Source organism: Acidovorax sp. 100, assembly GCF_003688355.1.
GTDB lineage: Bacteria > Pseudomonadota > Gammaproteobacteria > Burkholderiales > Burkholderiaceae_C > Acidovorax > Acidovorax delafieldii.
In genome coordinates, this window is record NZ_REFD01000001.1 from 4499618 (window position 1) to 4516768 (window position 17151).

Sequence of the window (17151 nt, forward strand, 5' to 3'; positions counted from 1 at the left end):
TCAGGCCAGGCGGGCGCGGTGGCGCGCCAGCTGGGCACGCACCTGCGCCGGGGCCGTGCCGCCCAGCGTGTTGCGGGCGTTGAGCGAGCCGCGCAGGCTCAGGCACTCGTACACATCCTTCTCGATGGCGGGGTGAAAGCCCTGCAGCACGGTCAGGGGCAGCTCCGACAGGTCACACGCATGGGTGGTGGCCGCCTTCACGGCGTGGGCCACCGTCTCGTGCGCATCGCGGAAGGGCAGGCCCTTCTTGACCAGGTAGTCGGCCAGGTCGGTGGCCGTGGCATAGCCCTTGAGTGCGGCCTGCTCCATGGCCTGGGCGTTGACGGTGATGCCGCCCTCTTTCTTGCCCGTGGCGGGGTTCAACTGGCCGCCGACCATCTCGGCAAAGATACGCAGCGTGTCCTTGAGCGTGTCCACGGTGTCGAACAGCGGTTCTTTGTCTTCCTGGTTGTCTTTGTTGTAGGCCAGGGGCTGGCCCTTCATCAGCGTGATCAAACCCATCAGGTGGCCCACCACGCGGCCCGTCTTGCCGCGCGCCAGTTCCGGCACGTCGGGGTTTTTCTTCTGCGGCATGATCGACGAGCCGGTGGTGAAGCGGTCCGCAATCTTGATGAAGCCGAAGTTCTGGCTCATCCAGATGATGAGCTCTTCGGACAAGCGGCTCACGTGCACCATGCACAGGCTGGCGGCAGCGGTGAATTCGATGGCGAAGTCGCGGTCGCTCACGGCGTCCAGGCTGTTCTGGCACACCGCGGGGGAGCCGTTCGCATCCACCATGCCCAGCGTCTTGGCCACGCGCTCGCGGTCCAGCGGGTAGGTGGTGCCGGCCAGGGCCGCGCTGCCCAGGGGTAGCACGTTGGTGCGGCGGCGCACATCGGCCATGCGCTCGGCGTCGCGCTTGAACATCTCCACGTAGGCCAGCATGTGGTGGCCAAAGCTCACGGGCTGGGCCACCTGCAGGTGGGTGAAGCCGGGCAGGATCACCTCGACGTTCTGCTCGGCCACATCGACCAGCGACACCTGCAGCTCTTTGAGCAGGTCGCCGATCAGGTCGATCTCGCCGCGCAGCCACAGGCGCACGTCGGTGGCCACCTGGTCGTTGCGGCTGCGGCCGGTGTGCAGTCGCTTGCCAGCGTCGCCCACCAGCTGCGTCAGGCGGGCTTCGATGTTCAGGTGCACGTCTTCCAGGTCCAGCCTCCACTCGAAGGCGCCAGACTCGATTTCCGACGTGATCTGCGCCATGCCGCGCTGGATGGAGGCGTGGTCTTCGGCACCGATGATGCCCTGTGCGGCCAGCATTTCGGCATGCGCCAGGCTGCCCGCAATGTCGGCCTGCCACAGGCGCTTGTCGAAGAAAACGCTGGAGGTGTAGCGCTTGACCAGGTCGCTCATGGGCTCGGAAAACAGCGCCGACCAGGCCTGGGCCTTGGTGTCGAGCTGGTTGTGGGACGGCGCAGAGTCGGCGCTGGTGGCTTGGGCTTTGGACATAAGGAGGGCAATAATCCGGTGGTTCAGACACCCGGACTGTCCGGATGCCGCAATGCAAAACACCCAAATTTTATCGACCCAGCCCCCGCCGCCGGATTCCGCCCTGCCAGACAGGCCTGCGCGCAGCGTGCGGGCCGCTGCGGGCGCCGGGCCGGGCGGGCAGCCGCCACGTGGGCGGGCCCTGGTGTTCGATGCCTGCCAGGTCGGTGTGGTGCTGCGGGCCGTGCTGTTTGTGGAGGTGGTGGTGGGCGTGGGTGCCATGTATGGCGCCGGCAGCCCCGTCGAATGGCTGGCCAGCCTGGCGCTGCTGACCGGCGGCGCGCTGCCGGCCACGCTGGTGTGGCTGATCACGGCCTGCAGCCTCAAGACGGTGCTGCAGCGCCTGTCCACCGCGCAGCAATATGCCGCCGGGGTGCTGCTGGGGGCCGTGGCCGGTGCCTATGCCTGCGCCATGCTGGCGCTGGTGGGCCTGTCGGCATCGCCGCCCTGGCTGGCCAGCGCAGCGACAGGCGCGTTGCTGGCGGCCATGCTGGTGGCTGCGCTGGTGCTGCGCGCCCGGGGCCGCACCCCGGCCGCCACCACGGCGCGCCTGACCGAGCTGCAGTCGCGCATCCGCCCGCATTTTTTGTTCAACACACTCAACAGCGCCATTGCGCTGGTGCGTGAGGAGCCGGCCAAGGCCGAGTCGCTGCTCGAAGACCTGTCGGACCTGTTCCGCGTGGCCCTCATCGAGCAGGGCGAATCGACCACGCTGGCCGAGGAGATCACCCTGGCGCGCCGCTACCTGGGCATTGAGCAGGTGCGCTTTGGCAAGCGCCTGCAGGTGCAGTGGAACCTGGACCCACGCACCGACAGCGCGCGCCTGCCGCCGCTGCTGCTGCAGCCGCTGGTGGAAAACGCCGTCAAACATGGCGTGGAGCCCAGCGCCCGGGGCGGCAAGCTGCGCGTGCTGACCGAGCTGCGCGGCACCCGCGTGGTGGTGCGCATCACCAACACCCTGCCCCCCAAAGAGGGCAAAACCGGCAAACACGACGAGCCCAGCACGCGGGGCCATGGCATCGCACTGGCCAACGTGCGCGCGCGGCTGGCCTTGCTGCATGACGTGCAGGGCGAATTCACCGCTGGCGTGCAGGACGGGCTGTACCAGGTGCGCATCACCCTGCCCGCCGCCGACCCCACCCCTGCCGCCCGCCCGCGCACGCCCTTGCGCGGGCGTGGCGACCTGCGGGGCGGCTACCGCCGAGGCGCGGTGGCCCCGACCGAACCTACCCCCCCCAAACCCCATGAACATCCTGATCGTTGACGACGAAGCCCTGGCGCGCAGCCGCTTGCGCACCCTGCTGTCCGACTGCTCGGACATCCAGCGCTGCACGGTGGCAGAGGCCTCCAACGCCGCCGAGACCATGGCGCTGCTGGGTCCCACCGGGGGGCGTGGGTACGACCTGGTGCTGCTGGACATCCACATGCCCGGCCAGGACGGCCTGGCCCTGGCCCATGCACTGCAGGCCCTGCCCCAGCCACCGGCCGTGGTGTTTGTGACGGCCCACGCCGACCACGCAGTGAGCGCTTTCGAGCTGGATGCCGTGGACTACCTGACCAAACCCGTGCGCCGTGAGCGCCTGCAGCAGGCCCTGGCCAAAGTGCAGCGCACCAGCCGCCCCGCAGGGCCCAGCGCCGTGCCCAGCCTGCCCGAGGGCGAAACCCTGCTGATCCAGGACCGGGGCCGCACCGAACGCCTGCCGCTGACCGAGGTGCTGTACTTCAAGGCCGAGCAGAAATACGTGACCGTGCGCACCACCACGCGCAGCTACATCATGGACGGCTCGCTGAGCGAGCTGGAAGCCAAGTTTGCACCGCGCTTCCTGCGCATCCACCGCAATGCGCTGGTGGCGCGCCGCGCCGTGCGCGCGCTGGAAAAGCACTACGACCCAGAGGAGGGCGAAGGCTGGGCGGTGCGGCTGCAGGGATCGACCGAGCTGCTGGCGGTGTCGCGGCGGCAGGTGGCGGCCGTGCGCGAGGAACTGGCGCGCTAGCCGCAGGGCTGCACAGGCCTGTGGGGGCCTTGGAACACCCCTACGGATTTTTTTGAGCCATTTTGGCCGCCAGTGCCAGTTCCATATGCCTGAGCAGCTATCAATGAGATAGCAAATCTCCTGTGACTGCAGGCGGTGCGGCCACCAGCCGCCCCAGCGCCTCCACGCCCACAGGCGGCTGTGCCAGCCAAGGCAGCACGTAGGTACGCTGCGCCAGACCGCTGGCGATGCGCGCGGCCTGCTGTTGCTCGCCCGCCAGCCGGGCCTGCAGCAAGGGGTCGCTGGTGCCGGTGGCCGCCACACTTTTGTTGATGACCCAGGCCCAGGGCTCGATGCGGGCGCGGCGCAGGTCGTCCTGCAGCGCAGCGGCCTGGCTCACGGGCGTGACCTCGGGCAGCGTGACGATGACCACATGGGTCATATCCGCGTCCTGCAGGCGCATCAGCGGCGTGATGATGTGCTTGGCGTTGACGTTGCCTTCGTACTGCTGCGTCATCTGCCGGTGGTAGGCGCCGGTGGCGTCCATCAGCAACAAGCTGTGGCCGGTGGGCGCCGTGTCCAGCACCACAAAGGCGCTGCGCGCTTCGTTGACCACGCGGCTGAAGGCATGGAACACGGCCACCTCTTCCGTGCAGGGCGATTGCAGGTCTTCCAGCAGCAGGGCGCGGCCCGCGTCGTCCAGGGCCTTGCCGCGCGTGGCCATGATCTTGTCGATGTAGGCCTGGGTCTCGGCGCGCGGGTCGATGCGCCCCACCCTCAGCCCCGGCAGGCTACCGTCGAGCTGGCTTTGCACATGGGCCGCCGGGTCGGTGGTGGTGAGGTGCACGCTGTGCCCGCGCTGCACCAGGCCCACAGCGAGCGCGGCGGCGATGGTGGTCTTGCCCACGCCGCCCTTGCCCATCACCATGATCAGGCCGTGGCCCTTGGCGGCCAGCGCGTCGACCAGGGATGACAGCGGTTCTGCCTGCAACAGCACACCCGCCGTGGCGGCAGGCGCGCCCAATGGCACATCGCCACCGCCCAGCAATGCCCTTAGCGCGGGCAGGCCCACGGTGTCAAAGGCACGCAGCGGCACCTCGTCGCGCGGCAAATGCGCCAGCGCATCGGGCATCTGGTCCATGGCCTGACGGCCCAGAGCCTCGATGGCGTCGGCCACCGCGTCCTGCCCCGGTCGGCTGGCATGGAACACGCCGTTGATGGCCAGGCGCTGGTTGGCCAGGCCCAGGGCGCGCAGCTCCAGCGCGGTGCGCGCGGCCTCTTGCATGGGTCGGGGGTCGGGGCGGGTGACCAGCACCACGGTGGTCAGGGCCGGGTCACTCAGCGCGGCCAGGGCGGCGTTGAAGCGGGCCTCCTGCATCTTGAGGCCCGAGTGCGGGCCCAGGCACGACGCCCCCCGGTCGTTGCCCGCCAGGAATCCGGTCCAGGCCTTGGGCAGGCTCAGCAGGCGCAGCGTGTGGCCGGTGGGGGCCGTGTCGAACACCACATGGTCGAACACATGGCCGGTGTCATTGCCCTCGCTGGCCAGCAGCGCGGCAAATTCGTCAAATGCAGCGATCTCGGTGGTGCAGGCGCCCGAGAGTTGCTCGCGCACTGTCGCGCGTTCATCGCTGCTGGCGGTGGCCTCCAGCTGCGCCAGCACACGCTGGCGGTAGGCCTCGGCGGCGGTATCGGGGTCGATGTTGAGCATGTGCAGCCCCGGCACCCCGGGCACGGCCACCGGCTGGTTGGACAGCGGCACGCCCAGCATTTCATCGAGGTTGGAGGCCGCATCGGTGCTGACCAGCAGCACCTGGCGGCCCGCATCTGCCAGGGCAATGGCCGCAGCCGTGGACAGCGATGTCTTGCCCACCCCGCCCTTGCCCGTGAAGAACAGGAAACGCGTGGGCTGGGCGAGCAGCCCGAGGGAGATCGGAGTGGCGTGTGGGGCAGTCATGGGCCCAGCATGGCAGAACCGTCCGGCACGGCCTTGAGCCAGGTCAAGTGCTTCAGTGCGCGTGCGCCGCCCCGCTCACCAGCGTGACCACCGCCATGCCGGCAATCAGCCAGGCAATCTGCAACACGGTTTCGCGCGCGGTCAGGCGTTTTTGCAGCTGGGGGATCAGGTCGGCGAGCGCCACGTACACAAAACTGCTCGACGCCACGGCCAGGAAGTACGGCAAAAAGTCTTGCAACTGCCCCACCAGGAAGTAGCCCACCACCCCGCCCAGCGCCGTCACGGCCCCCGCCAGCGACACCTTCACCAGCGCCATGCGCCGGTTGGGGCTGGTCTGGCGCAGCACCACCAGGTCGCCCATGTGGTGCGGCACCTCATGCGCGAGCACCGACACGGCGGCAATCACCCCCAGGCGAATGTCGGCCATGAAGGCCGAGGCAATCAGGATGCCGTCGCCAAAACAATGCACGCTGTCACCCGTGAGCACCGCCCAGCCTCCCGAGCGCGGGCCGTGGTGGTGGTGCGCGTGGCCGTGGTCATGGCCGGTTTCGTGGCCATGGTCATGGTGGGCATGGTGGGCATGGCTATGGGCAGCGGTCTCTGCGTGGCTGTGTTCATGCCCGTGGTGCCACAGTTCGGCCTTGTCCAGCAAAAAGAAGAACACCACACCCACCAGCAGGGTGGCAAACAGGTCATGGGCGCCCGCCTGGCTCTCGAACGCCTCGGGCAGCAGGTGCATGAAGGCCGTGGCCAGCAAGGCACCCGCGGCCAGGCTGAGCAGGTGCTGCGGCCCCACGCTGTCGCTCCGCCCACCCAGACCCAGCCGCATGAGCAAGGCGGCCAGCCACACGCTGCCGATACCAGCGGCCAGTGTGGCCAGAATGATTGCTACCAAAGTCATAGCTTGTTGCGCTTTATCTTTAAGCCTTGGCTCATTTTTTATTCAGAATCTGCACGCCCGATGCAAGATGAAAAAAGCCGCCCCGGGTATGGGGCGGCTGCGGGTGGCCTGGTGGGCCGGGGGTTTGTGCATCAAACCACACCGTGCGTCTTGAACCAGGCCAGCGCACGCTTCCAGCCGTCTTCGGCCGCTTCCTTGCGGTAGCTGGCGCGGTAGTCGGCATGGAAGGCATGCGGTGCATCGGGGTACACCACAAATTCCGACGCCTTGGCCTGTGGCGAGCCACTGGACAAGGCCGCTTTCATCTTATCAACCGTGTCAAGAGGGATACCGGTGTCTTTTTCGCCATACAGGCCCAGCACCGGCGCCTTGAGGATGGGCGCCAGGTCCACAGGGTGCTTGGGGGTGAGCTCGCTCGCTTGCCCCACCAGCCGCCCGTACCATGCCACGCCGGCCTTGACGGGGCCGTGTGCGGCATACAGCCAGGTGATGCGGCCACCCCAGCAAAAGCCGGTGATCCCCACCCGGGCACCATCGCCCCCGTTGGCTGCGGCCCATGCCACAGCGCCGTCCAGGTCGGCCATCACCTGGGCATCGGGCACCTTGGACACCACTTCAGCCATCAGCTTGGCAATGTCGGTATAGGTGGTGGCATCGCCCTGGCGCGCGTACAGCTGTGGGGCAATGGCCAGGTAGCCCGCCTTGGCAAAGCGGCGGCAGGTGTCGGCGATGTATTCGTGCACGCCAAAAATTTCCTGGATCACCAGCACCACGGGCAGGCCGGTCTTGCCAGCCGGTGCTGCGCGATAGGCCGGCACCTTGAAGCCATTGACCGTGAAGCTCACTTCCCCCACCGTCAGACCGTCTGCCGGCGTGGCAATGGCCGTCTGCGCCATGATGGGGGCGGCCGCCGCCGCATAACCCAGGCCCAGCGCTGCCTGCAGCGCAGTGCGGCGCGTGGCGCCCGCTTCGGTGGTGCGGCCCGGCAACAGCGCCTGGGCGTCGGCATGGAGGTCGTCATTGAACATCGGTTTTCTCCAAAAAAAGGGGGATGGGCCACGGGGTGGAAACTGCCAGCCCCGGAGTCTATGGGGTTTGCACCGCCTCCGCATTTTCGGATACCGAAAAACGGGGAGCACTGCTAGACTTTCCGCGAGCATCGTCGCCGTGGGCATGCGCCACCAACCCGCTACCGCGCAAACGCCTGCTCGCCCGCCCACATTTGCTTTTTTCTTTCTTCATCCACCCGCCCACCTCCCGCAGACCACCCGCACCGGCCCGAGCGCATGCCCCCTCATCCCACACCACTCCCCCTGCGCGGACAGCTGCTGGTCCGACTGGTGGTCGGGATTTGCGGCGCGGGGGGCTTGGGGTTGCTGACCTGGGCGCTGGCCCGCCAAAGCATGGACCCGGCCATGCGACTGGCCAGCGCGGGTGCCGGGCTGGCGCTGGTGGCCAGTGCGGTGCTGTGCTGGTGGCTGAGCCTCCGGTTGCTGGCGATGCATGCCACCGCCAGGGCCGCCCAGGATGCTGCGCAGCGGGCCACCAACCAGCTGTGCGCCACGCTGGACATCCTGCCCGACGGGCTGGCCATCTACGACGCTGACGACCGCTTGGTGCTGTGCAATCCCCGGTACCGGGAAGTCAGCCCTGGCACCACCATGGCCGTCGATTACGGCACCCGCTTTGAAGACGTGCTGCGCCGCGCTGCCGAATCGGGCCACATCGTGGCTGCGCGGCAGGACACCAATGCCTGGCTGGCCGACCGCATGGCCCGCCATCGCTCGCCCGGCCAGCCCGAGGTGCAGGAGGTCGAGGGCGACCGCTGGATGCTCATCACCGAGCGCCTGCAAGACGGGGGCGGCATGGTGGTACTGCGCGCCGACATCACGGACGCAGTGCACAAGGAACGCGCACTCAAGCAGGCCCTGCATGACGCCGAACGAGCCGAACGCAGCCTGCGCGAGGCCGTCAATGCCATGCCCGCCGGGCTGGACATCTATGACGAGCAAGACCGGCTGGTGCTGTGCAATGACCAGATGGCCCGCCTGCGTCCGCACCTGCCCGTGGCTGAGTCCCTGGGCAAGACGTATGAGGAACTGCTGCGCGAGGGCCTGCGCTACGGCATCCCCGAGGAGGCCAAGGACCAGGAAGAGCTCTGGCTTGCGCATGAGCTGGCCATCCGGGGCCATCGGCCCGGCCCCGAAGTGCGCCACTACCCCAACGGCACGTGGATGCACATGCACGAATGCCGCACCCCGTCCGGCATGACGGTGTGCGTGCGCCTGGACATCAGCGACCTGATCGAACAGCGCCAGAAGGTCGAGACCGCCCGACAGGAAAGCCAGCGCATGCGCCAGCTGCTGGAGCGCGCGGTGGAGGCCCTGCCCGTGGGCATCGAGATCTTCGACGAGCAGGACCGGCTGGTGCTCTACAACCAGCAGCTGTCTCGCATGTATCCGTACATCAACTATGCGGACCACCTGGGCAAGGGTTTTGTGGACATCCTGCGTTATTCGGTCTCGCGCGGCCTGATCCCTTCGGCCAAGGGGCGCGAGGAGGCATGGATCGCAGAGCGCCTGTCAGAGCACGGCAGCAGCACATCCACCCTGGTGCAGCGTCTGAGCGATGGCCGCTGGATCAACATCTACGAAACCCGCACCCCGGAGAACTACGTCGTGGCCGTGCGGCTGGACATCACCAACCTCATCGAGCAGCGCCAGGCCCTGGAGGCCGCGCAGCAAGCGGCGCAGCAGGCCCGCCAGCTGCTGCAAGACGCCGTGGAGTCCCTGCCAGAAGGCTTTGCCCTGTTCGATGCAGAAGACAAGCTGGTGGTGTGCAACGCCCAGTACCGGCGCCTGTACCCCATCTCGGCCCCCATGATCGTGCCCGGCAGCACGTTTGAACAGATCGCGCGCTACGGCGCCGAGCGCGGCCAGTACCCCGACGCCATTGGCAACGAAGAGGCCTGGCTCGCCCAGCGCATGGCCGACCACCGCGCGGCCAACCATGCCGTGCTGCAGCGCCTGCCCGAGGGCCGCTGGCTGCAGGCCGACGAGCGGCGCACCCCCCAGGGCGGCATCGCCGGTGTGCGCACCGACGTGACCCAACTGGTGCGCAAGGAGCAGGAACTGGCCGCCGCCAACGCCAAGCTGGCCCTTCTGTCCACCACCGACGGTGTGACGGGCATTGGCAACCGCCGGCGCTTTGACGAGCGGCTGGCCACCGAATGGATGCGCTGCGGGCGGCACCAGCTACCGCTGGCCGTGATCCTGATCGATATCGACCACTTCAAGCTCTACAACGACCACTACGGCCATCTGGCCGGTGACGAATGCCTGCGCCGAGTGGCGCAGCTACTGCAGGGCACCATCCGCCGGGCCGACGAGGTGGCCGCACGCTACGGCGGCGAGGAGTTTGTGCTGCTGCTGCCCGATGTGCCCCTGCCAGAGGCAGTGACGGTGGCAGAGCGCTGCATGGCCAGCCTGCGCGAGGCGGCCCTGGCCCACCCCCGCTCCCCCACGGCGCCCTACATCACGCTCAGCATGGGCATTGCCAGCCTGGTGCCACGCCCCGGCACCAGTTCTGACACACTCGTGCACGCGGCCGATGCGGCTCTGTACCGCGCCAAGTACGGCGGCCGCAACCGCTTCGAGGTCTTCACGCCTGCGCAGTGACGGTGTTGCCCTGCGGGGGTGGCGACGGCCTGAGCAGGTCCGCGCCGGGCCTTCCGGTTTTTGCACGCTTCACCTTCTTTGCAGGACGACGCTGATGAACATTTTGCTCACCGGCTCCACCGGTTTTGTGGGCCGCACCGTGGCTTCCGCACTCACCCGTGCAGGACACCAGGTGCACGGCGGCGTATCACCCCGGCACCAGTCACACGGCGCCTTGCAGGTGCCCATGGACTTTGCGCGCGACACCTCGGCCCAGGCCTGGCTGCCGCGCCTGGCGGGTATCGATGCCGTGGTGAATGCTGTGGGGGTGCTGCGCGACAGCCGTGCGCGCCCCATCGACGCCGTGCACCAGCACACGCCCGTCGCGCTGTTTGATGCGTGCGCCCAGGCGGGTGTGCGGCGCGTGGTGCATGTTTCGGCCCTGGGCATTGAGGGCAGTGCCACCCGCTATGCCACCACCAAGCGCGCGGCAGACACGCACCTGCTGGCGTTGGCCAAACAAGGTGCATTGCACCCCGCCATCCTGCGCCCCAGTGTGGTGTTTGGCAAAGGCGGCGACAGCAGTGCGCTGTTCATGAACCTGGCGCGCCTGCCAGTGGCGCTGTTCCCCGGCCCCATGCTCACGGCGCGGGTGCAGCCCGTGTCGGTGCACGATCTGGCCGCCGCCATCGTTGCACTGCTGGGGCCCGCCATCTCCACCCAGGGCATCGTCGAGTGCGCTGGGCCGGAGGCCCTGACCATGGGCGACTTCATTGCCAGCCTGCGCCAGCAACTGGGCCATGGCAAAGCCCATGTGCTGCGCCTGCCCGACCCGCTCACCCAGCTGAGCGCCCGCCTCGGCGACTCAGTGCCCAGCGTGCCCTGGTGCACCGAAACCCTGACCATGCTGGGCAGCGACAACGTGGGCAACCCCGCCGTGTTCGAGCAGCTGCTGGGCCGCAAGGCGGTGCATTACAGCCAGCTGGTGGCGACCGCCTGGCGCTGACGTGCAACGTCTGTGCCCTCGTCACTGGGGCACGAAGTCCGACGGATACCGCAGCGAATCCACCAGCAGGTGCGACATGCGCATGCCCAAATTGATGCCATGGGGAGGAATGGGCCGGGTGAACCACTTGTCGTACAGGCGGTGCAGCTCCCGCGTCTGGATGAGCCGCCGCAGCTCCGCATCGACCACGGCCTTGAGCGCAGGGTCGTTGCGCTCGAACGCTACCGCATAGGGCTCGATGGTCATGGGCTTGCCAATCACCTTCAGGTCTTGCGGGCGGGCATGGCTGGCACGCAGGCCATAGAGCAGCACATCGTCCATCGCAAAGCCGTCCACCCTGCCATCCACCACCCAGCCAAAGCCCTCGGCATGGTCACGAGCGGGCTCGATGCGCAGGCGCACTGATTTGTTGGCAGCCTCGCGCGCCAGCGAATCGATGTTGGTGGTGCCCACCGTCGAAGCCACGGTCTTGCCGTCCAGGTCTTCGATACGCTCGAAGGGGCGCTGGCTTTGCACCACGATGCGTGATGACGCAATGAAGTGCGCAATGGTGAAAGCCACCCGCTGCCTGCGCGCAGCCGTGTTGGTGGTGGAGCCGCATTCCAGGTCCACAACGCCGCGCTCGATGGCCTCAAAGCGGTTGCCCGACGTGACCTGACGGTAGTCCACCCGCAGATCGCGCCGCTGCAGATGGCGACCGATGGCCTGTGCGATCTGCAGGCACACGTCCACGCTGTAGCCCAGGGGCACCCCATTGACCACATAGGACATCGGCAGAGAAGATTCGCGGTGGCCGATGACCACTCTTCCCGTGGCCTGGATGCGCTGCAGCGTCTGGCCCAGAGGCTCCGCTGTGCGCGCCAAGGCGGGGCTTGGCACTTCCGCCTTCGCAGAGGTCGATAAACCCGCAGCGGTCCCCGTGTTCTGCGCGATGACTCCCGCCGTCGCACACGCAGCGCAGGCAGCAGCCAGCGCACGCACCATCCCAAATCTCGCGGGATTCGCTTCACATGTCATGGCTTGCCTCTTCGAAGTTTTCGTGATGCCGCCTGGGCAATGGCCTGTGCGCTGGCTGGCGTACCAGGGCGCAGCGGCACCAGGGCTCTACAGCGCTATACCGCAGCCCGCGAAGCTGAAGGCCCAGTGGGGGGCGGGGCTTCCATGCCCGTGTTTCCGTACGCATGCCGCGCCAAGGCAGCCGCCAACACCATGGACGGGTTGACCAGCGTCAGCCCCTCCAGCCGGGGGTGCTCTGACAGTGCGAGTGGAATTTCTGTGCAGCCCATGATGAGCGTGGAGACCCCATAGCGCTGCTGCAGCACCAGCGACACGGACTCGAACCGCTGGCGGGCCAGCGCGTAGTTGCCGGCCTTCACACCGTCGTAGATACCCTGCATCAGCTCATCGCGCTCACGGGGTTCGGGCACAAAGCAGTCGATGTCGCGGTGCTCCAGTTCGCGCTGGTACAAGCCCGCCTCGTAGGCACCCTGCGTGGCCAACAGGCCCACGCCATGCACCTTGTGCAGCGCCAGGTCTGCAGCGACCTCTTGCACACCATGCAGCACCATCAACTGAGGAAAGCGCTGCTGCAGCAGGCCATGCCAGGCATGCGCCGTGTTGCAGGCAATGGCCACCACGCGCGCGCCCAGGGCCGCCAGGCGGCCCGTGGCCTGCAGCATCGGGTCTGCAGGCTGGTGGGCCCCGGGGCGGGTGTCGTGCAAAGCCGCCGTGCGGTCGGGAATGGGCACCTGCGCCAGCCAATGCTCAGGGTAAGCCTGGTCGTGCACAGGGATGCCCAGCGCCGCCATGCGGTCAGTGCAGGCCTGCACAAACAGGCGCACAAAGTCGGCACCCGCAGCAGGCCCCATGCCCCCCAGAATGCCCACCACCTGCGGGGCCGGAGGGTGCGGGGTCGACGGCAACATGCTCACACCCATCACAGCGCAGGCTTGTCGCTCTGGGCCACCAGGTTGTCGCGCAGCTCCTTGCTCATGGGCAGGTTGAGGTTCTGGCCGCGCGGGGGCACTGGCGACATGAACCACTTGGTGTAGAGCTTGTCGAACTCGCCCGACTTCATCATCCCGCCGATCACGCCGTTGACCAGCGTCTGGAACTGCGGGTCGTCCTTGCGCAGCATGCAGGCATAGGGTTCGACCTGCAGCGAGTCGCCCACCACCACCCAGTCGGCCGGGTTGCGCGTGTTGCCCATCAGTCCAAACAGCAGGATGTCGTCCATGGCGAAGGCCTCTGCACGGCCGGTGTCCACCAGCAGCAGCGAGTCCTCGTGGTCCTTGCCCAGCACGATGTCCATGTCCAGGTTGTTGTCGCGGTTGTACTTGCGGATCACCTGCGCGTTGGTGGTGCCTGAGGTGCTGGCCACTTTTTTCTTGGCGAGGTCGGCGTAGTTCTTGACGCCCGAGGCCTTCTTGGTCAGCAGCCGGGTGCCGGTGTAGAAATAGTTGATGGCAAATTGCACGTCCTTGCCGCGCGCCGTGTTGTTGGTGGTCGATCCGCACTCCAGGTCCACGGTGCCGTTGGTCAGCAGCGGAATGCGGTTTTGCGAAGTCACGGCCTGCAGCTCCACCTTGATGGCAGGGTTGTTCAACCGTTTCTTCACCGCGTCGACCACAGCGTTGGAGATGTCCACCGACATGCCCACCGGGTTGCCCGGGCCCGCCAGATAGCTGAAGGGCACCGACGACTCGCGGTAGGCCAGCGTGATCTTGCCGGAGTCGGCAATCTTCTTGAGGGTGTCGGCACTGGCCACGGTACTGGCCAGCACACCGGCGACCACGAGGACAGCAGCGGTGACAGCGGAGAGCTTCATGGGAATCCCTTTGCAAAAAATCAGGTGAACAGACAGTCGGACAGACGAGAAAGCAAGATGCAGGGGCACTGTAAAAATTTGCGGCCGTCTTGAACAATTCATTTGCGCGGGTCCACCATGATGAAAAGTTATGGCTCTGTTTCGGTGCACCTCCGCGCACCATCGTGGATCGTCCTGCCTTCTTTGCGGCCCTTGCATCCCGGTGCCCCCACCCCTCTCCCGCCGGCCCATCCTGAAAACACCAGGCGCTGACCAGTGCATAACTTCCTGGCATGGCAAGGCACTGCTTTGGCATTGTTCAGCAGGTGCACTGCCGCCTACATTCGTTGTCATCTCCTCCAACCGTTTCACTCTCTCCGATGCAGGTATGTGTATTGGGCGCAGGCATCGTCGGCCTGGCCACGGCATATGAACTTCAACAGCGCGGCCTGCAGGTCACCGTCATCGACCAAGCGCAGCCCGGCACTGGCGCCAGCGGTGGCAACGGCGCGCAACTGAGCTACAGCTATGTACAACCGCTGGCGGACGCCAGCATCTGGCGGCAGCTGCCCCGGCTGCTGCTCTCGCCCACCTCCCCACTCAAGCTGCGCCTGCAGTGGGATACCCACCAGTGGCGCTGGGGGCTGGAGTTTCTGCGCGCCTGCAACCGGCAGACTTCCGAACGCAGCACCGCACAACTGCTGGCCCTGGCCGCCCTGAGCCGCCATCATTTGGAAACCATGCTGCAGGCAGAGTCTCTGGACTGCAATTTCTCCAGCACCGGCAAGCTGGTGCTGTACGACACCGCAGCCGGCCTGGCCGCTGCCCAACGCCAGATGGACCTGCAGCGCCAGTGGGGCAGCGAACAGCAGGCGGTTTCGGCCCAGCGTTGCGTGGAGCTTGAGCCCGCGCTGCTGCACTACCAGCCGCGCATTGCCGGAGCCATCTATACCCCCAGTGAATGCGCTGCCGACTGCCTCCAGGTCTGTCAAGGCTTGCAGGCCGTGCTGGCCGCACGGGGGGTGCGCTTCGTGCTGGGCGCCACGGTCCAAGGCTTTGTGCGCGAGGGATCCCGCATTGCTGCGGTGCAGACCAGCGCAGGAGCCATCGAGGCGCAGCAGTTTGTGCTGGCCCTGGGCAGCCGCAGCCACCAGGTGGCTCAAACGCTGGGGTTGCGCTTGCCTGTATACCCCCTCAAGGGCTACAGCATCACGCTGGATACCAACCCCGCACCATCGGCAGCGCCTCGCGTCAATGTGACCGATGCTGCACGCAAAGTGGTGTTTGCGCGCATCGGCCAGCGCCTGCGGGTGGCGGGCATGGCCGAACTGGTGGGGCACGATGCACGCATACCTGCGGCACGCATCCAGAGCCTGTGCGATGCCACCCGCGCCGTTTTCCCGACCTGCCATCAAGGCGGAGAGCTGCATGCCTGGACCGGCATGCGCCCCGCCACGCCCACCGGGCTGCCGATCGTAGGCCGTTGGGTGGGGGCACCGGACAACTTGCTGCTCAACACAGGCCATGGCTCTTTGGGGTTCACGCTAGCGTTCGGCACGGCGGCGCAGGTGGCCGAGCTGCTGGCGCCCGCCTAACTCTCCCGCACTCCCACGCTCTGCAGCCGCACAAGGCACCACCCGCCTCGGCAGGTGGTGCGTTCACTCCGCCTCGGGCTGCAGGCCCACCGCTTCCAGAGTCTCTGCCACCGCCTGGCGCATGCATTGCGTCATGGCACTGGCCAGCAGTGAGCTGGGGCGGTTGACGGTGCGCAGCGACTTGATGGGCACGGCAATGTGCGGCGCCAGCGCCAGTACATCCACTTTGCTGCGGTCGGCCGATGCCGCCGTGCAGGCGTCCACCAGCGCCACCGCGTGACCATGGTGCGCCAGCGCCAGCGCCGCATGGTAGGTCTGCACCGTGAACGCCGTCTGCAGGCCCACGCCAGCCTCGCGGCACGCGTGGTTGACCACCGTGCCGATGGGGTCGCGCACATCCAGGCGCACCACCGGCGTGTCTGCCAGGTCGGCCAGATGCACCACCCCGGCCGCCACCAGCGCAGCGCCCAGCATGCCCTTGGGCGCCACACACACCATGCGCCCATCGGCCAGATGCTCCTGCGTGAGCGCGGGGTGGGCGATGGCGCTGAACACAAAGCCCACATCCGCCTCCTGCAGAACCAGGGCTGAGACGATCTGGGGCGAGTGCAGCGCGTCGATTGTCACCTGTACATCCGGGTGCTTTTTCCTGAAAAAACGCAACGCACGCGGCAGCACCTCGTAGCTCAGCGCCAGCACGCTCAGGATATGCAACTCACCCTCACGCCGGTCGCTCTTGAGGCTGTTGGCCAGGCGCTGCACATCATCGAGCTGGGTGAACAGGCGCTCGATGTGCGGGTACAGGGTCTGTGCCTCGGTGGTGGGTACCAGCTTGCCCTTGAGCCGGTGGAACAACGGAAAGCCCAGCTGCAATTCAGCATGCGCCAGGATGCGGCTGACCGCAGGCTGCGTGACGTTGATGAGGCGGGCCGCCGCGCTCACGCTGCCGGTGAGCATGACGGCGTTGAAGACTTCTATGTGGCGAAGGCGCATATGCTGACGATGCAAGGAATGGGCCGCAAGCGCAATCCTTGCATGTACCCATTGCGAAATCGCGCACTCAAACCGCGCGCCTCGCACGCGCTTGCAGCTAAAGCGACATCGACGGCCGCAGCGCCATGGCCGCACGCCAGCGCAGCAAGTGCGGGTGCTGCTCGCCGGGCTTGTGCTTGACCACACGCGCAAAGTCCACCGCCACCACCGCCGTGATGTCGGCCACGCTGAAGCGGTCAGTGGCAATGAATTCGCGGTCCGCGAGGCGCTCGTTGAGCAGCTGAAAGAACTGCCCCACACGCACCAGTCCACGCTCAGCCAGGGCCGGGATTTGCGGGTAGTCCACCGCGCCGGGCAATGCCCGGTTGGCCATGGCGGGCGCGCTGTTGCGCAGCGCCTCGGCAATGGCCTGCAGGCCCTCGAACTCCATGCGCCAGTTCCAGCTCGCAATCTCGGCCTTTTCTGCAGGCGTCTCGCCCAGCAGTGCAGGCTGCGGGTAGCGCGCCTCCACATACGCCGTGATCGCCGCGTTGTCGGTCAGCAGCAGACCCTCTTCAGTGCGCAGCGCGGGCACCGTGCACTGCGGGTTGATCTGGCGGTAGGCCTCGCCCAGTTGCTCGCCATTGCGCAGGTCCACCTGCACGGTGTCGTGGGCCACACCCTTTTCTGCCAGCAGGATGCGCGCACGGCGCGGGCTGGGCGCCGTGGCGCAGTCATACAAAGTAATCATGGTGACGCCT

14 protein-coding genes are annotated in these 17151 nt (G+C 67.2%); 5 read left to right on the forward strand and 9 right to left on the reverse strand.

All coding sequences use genetic code 11. The annotated features are described in order from the left end of the window. Positions 1–1488 (reverse strand): argininosuccinate lyase, encoded by a 1488-nt coding sequence (argH, locus tag C8C96_RS20630; RefSeq protein WP_121943477.1) that lies wholly within the window; start codon positions 1486–1488, stop codon positions 1–3. A 52-nt stretch (positions 1489–1540) separates the two neighbouring features. Between argH and C8C96_RS20635 the strand changes: the two genes are divergently transcribed. Further along, positions 1541–2791, forward strand: coding sequence for a sensor histidine kinase (locus C8C96_RS20635; protein WP_121943478.1), 1251 nt, complete (start codon positions 1541–1543; stop codon positions 2789–2791). Next, the gene (locus C8C96_RS20640; protein ID WP_056061176.1) at positions 2772–3521 is read left to right on the forward strand and encodes a LytTR family DNA-binding domain-containing protein; all 750 of its coding nucleotides are present in this window, start codon (positions 2772–2774) and stop codon (positions 3519–3521) included. Before C8C96_RS20635 ends, C8C96_RS20640 begins: the two co-directional genes overlap by 20 nt. Before the next feature lie 100 nt (positions 3522–3621). Here the strand turns inward: C8C96_RS20640 and arsA are convergent, their stop codons facing one another. From arsA to C8C96_RS20655, 3 genes are all read right to left on the reverse strand, one after another. Next, positions 3622–5454 carry an arsenical pump-driving ATPase gene (arsA, locus tag C8C96_RS20645; RefSeq protein WP_121943479.1) on the reverse strand — a complete coding sequence of 611 codons (1833 nt, stop codon included), beginning with the start codon at positions 5452–5454 and terminating at the stop codon, positions 3622–3624. A 52-nt stretch (positions 5455–5506) separates the two neighbouring features. Beyond that, entirely contained in the window at positions 5507–6355 is an 849-nt protein-coding gene (locus tag C8C96_RS20650; RefSeq protein WP_056061171.1) for a ZIP family metal transporter, read from the reverse strand. 131 nt (positions 6356–6486) lie between these two features. Continuing rightward, on the reverse strand, positions 6487–7383 hold the full coding sequence (locus tag C8C96_RS20655) for a dienelactone hydrolase family protein (RefSeq protein WP_056061167.1): 897 nt from the start codon (positions 7381–7383) through the stop codon (positions 6487–6489). A 258-nt stretch (positions 7384–7641) separates the two neighbouring features. On the opposite strand from C8C96_RS20655, the gene C8C96_RS20660 reads away from it, so the two are divergent. Then, positions 7642–10032, forward strand: a complete 2391-nt coding sequence (locus tag C8C96_RS20660; RefSeq protein WP_121943480.1) for a GGDEF domain-containing protein — start codon at positions 7642–7644, stop codon at positions 10030–10032. A 94-nt stretch (positions 10033–10126) separates the two neighbouring features. Continuing rightward, positions 10127–11017: an NAD-dependent epimerase/dehydratase family protein gene (locus C8C96_RS20665; protein ID WP_121943481.1), complete on the forward strand. Its 891-nt coding sequence runs from the start codon at positions 10127–10129 to the stop codon at positions 11015–11017. 21 nt (positions 11018–11038) lie between these two features. On the opposite strand, the gene C8C96_RS20670 is transcribed toward C8C96_RS20665, so the two are convergent. The 3 genes from C8C96_RS20670 to C8C96_RS20680 form a co-directional block, all read right to left on the reverse strand. Beyond that, positions 11039–11881 (reverse strand): amino acid ABC transporter substrate-binding protein, encoded by an 843-nt coding sequence (locus C8C96_RS20670; protein WP_233584282.1) that lies wholly within the window; start codon positions 11879–11881, stop codon positions 11039–11041. A gap of 248 nt (positions 11882–12129) precedes the next feature. Continuing rightward, on the reverse strand, positions 12130–12942 hold the full coding sequence (locus C8C96_RS20675; RefSeq protein ID WP_121944117.1) for an aspartate/glutamate racemase family protein: 813 nt from the start codon (positions 12940–12942) through the stop codon (positions 12130–12132). A gap of 11 nt (positions 12943–12953) precedes the next feature. Further along, positions 12954–13844 (reverse strand): amino acid ABC transporter substrate-binding protein, encoded by an 891-nt coding sequence (locus C8C96_RS20680; protein ID WP_056061154.1) that lies wholly within the window; start codon positions 13842–13844, stop codon positions 12954–12956. Between the two features lie 359 nt (positions 13845–14203). Here C8C96_RS20680 and C8C96_RS20685 point away from each other — a divergent pair, with 359 nt between their 5' ends. Continuing rightward, positions 14204–15418 (forward strand): D-amino acid dehydrogenase, encoded by a 1215-nt coding sequence (locus C8C96_RS20685; RefSeq protein ID WP_199737505.1) that lies wholly within the window; start codon positions 14204–14206, stop codon positions 15416–15418. A gap of 63 nt (positions 15419–15481) precedes the next feature. On the opposite strand, the gene C8C96_RS20690 is transcribed toward C8C96_RS20685, so the two are convergent. After that, complete coding sequence (locus tag C8C96_RS20690; RefSeq protein WP_116749239.1) at positions 15482–16411, reverse strand: LysR family transcriptional regulator; 930 nt, start codon at positions 16409–16411, stop codon at positions 15482–15484. 97 nt (positions 16412–16508) lie between these two features. Then, positions 16509–17141: a glutathione S-transferase family protein gene (locus C8C96_RS20695; protein ID WP_121943484.1), complete on the reverse strand. Its 633-nt coding sequence runs from the start codon at positions 17139–17141 to the stop codon at positions 16509–16511. Between the last annotated feature and the right edge of the window lie 10 nt (positions 17142–17151).

What these genes read in the sequence shown, in the direction of transcription:
- C8C96_RS20650 (WP_056061171.1), bottom strand. Translation starts at nt 6,355, where the DNA reads ATGACTTTGGTAGCAATCATTCTGGCCACACTGGCCGCTGGTATCGGC.
- C8C96_RS20675 (WP_121944117.1), bottom strand. Translation starts at nt 12,942, where the DNA reads ATGTTGCCGTCGACCCCGCACCCTCCGGCCCCGCAGGTGGTGGGCATT.
- C8C96_RS20640 (WP_056061176.1), top strand. Translation starts at nt 2,772, where the DNA reads ATGAACATCCTGATCGTTGACGACGAAGCCCTGGCGCGCAGCCGCTTG.
- C8C96_RS20680 (WP_056061154.1), bottom strand. Translation starts at nt 13,844, where the DNA reads ATGAAGCTCTCCGCTGTCACCGCTGCTGTCCTCGTGGTCGCCGGTGTG.
- C8C96_RS20695 (WP_121943484.1), bottom strand. Translation starts at nt 17,141, where the DNA reads ATGATTACTTTGTATGACTGCGCCACGGCGCCCAGCCCGCGCCGTGCG.
- arsA (WP_121943479.1), bottom strand. Translation starts at nt 5,454, where the DNA reads ATGACTGCCCCACACGCCACTCCGATCTCCCTCGGGCTGCTCGCCCAG.
- C8C96_RS20685 (WP_199737505.1), top strand. Translation starts at nt 14,204, where the DNA reads ATGCAGGTATGTGTATTGGGCGCAGGCATCGTCGGCCTGGCCACGGCA.
- C8C96_RS20665 (WP_121943481.1), top strand. Translation starts at nt 10,127, where the DNA reads ATGAACATTTTGCTCACCGGCTCCACCGGTTTTGTGGGCCGCACCGTG.
- C8C96_RS20635 (WP_121943478.1), top strand. Translation starts at nt 1,541, where the DNA reads ATGCAAAACACCCAAATTTTATCGACCCAGCCCCCGCCGCCGGATTCC.
- argH (WP_121943477.1), bottom strand. Translation starts at nt 1,488, where the DNA reads ATGTCCAAAGCCCAAGCCACCAGCGCCGACTCTGCGCCGTCCCACAAC.
- C8C96_RS20655 (WP_056061167.1), bottom strand. Translation starts at nt 7,383, where the DNA reads ATGTTCAATGACGACCTCCATGCCGACGCCCAGGCGCTGTTGCCGGGC.
- C8C96_RS20690 (WP_116749239.1), bottom strand. Translation starts at nt 16,411, where the DNA reads ATGCGCCTTCGCCACATAGAAGTCTTCAACGCCGTCATGCTCACCGGC.
- C8C96_RS20660 (WP_121943480.1), top strand. Translation starts at nt 7,642, where the DNA reads ATGCCCCCTCATCCCACACCACTCCCCCTGCGCGGACAGCTGCTGGTC.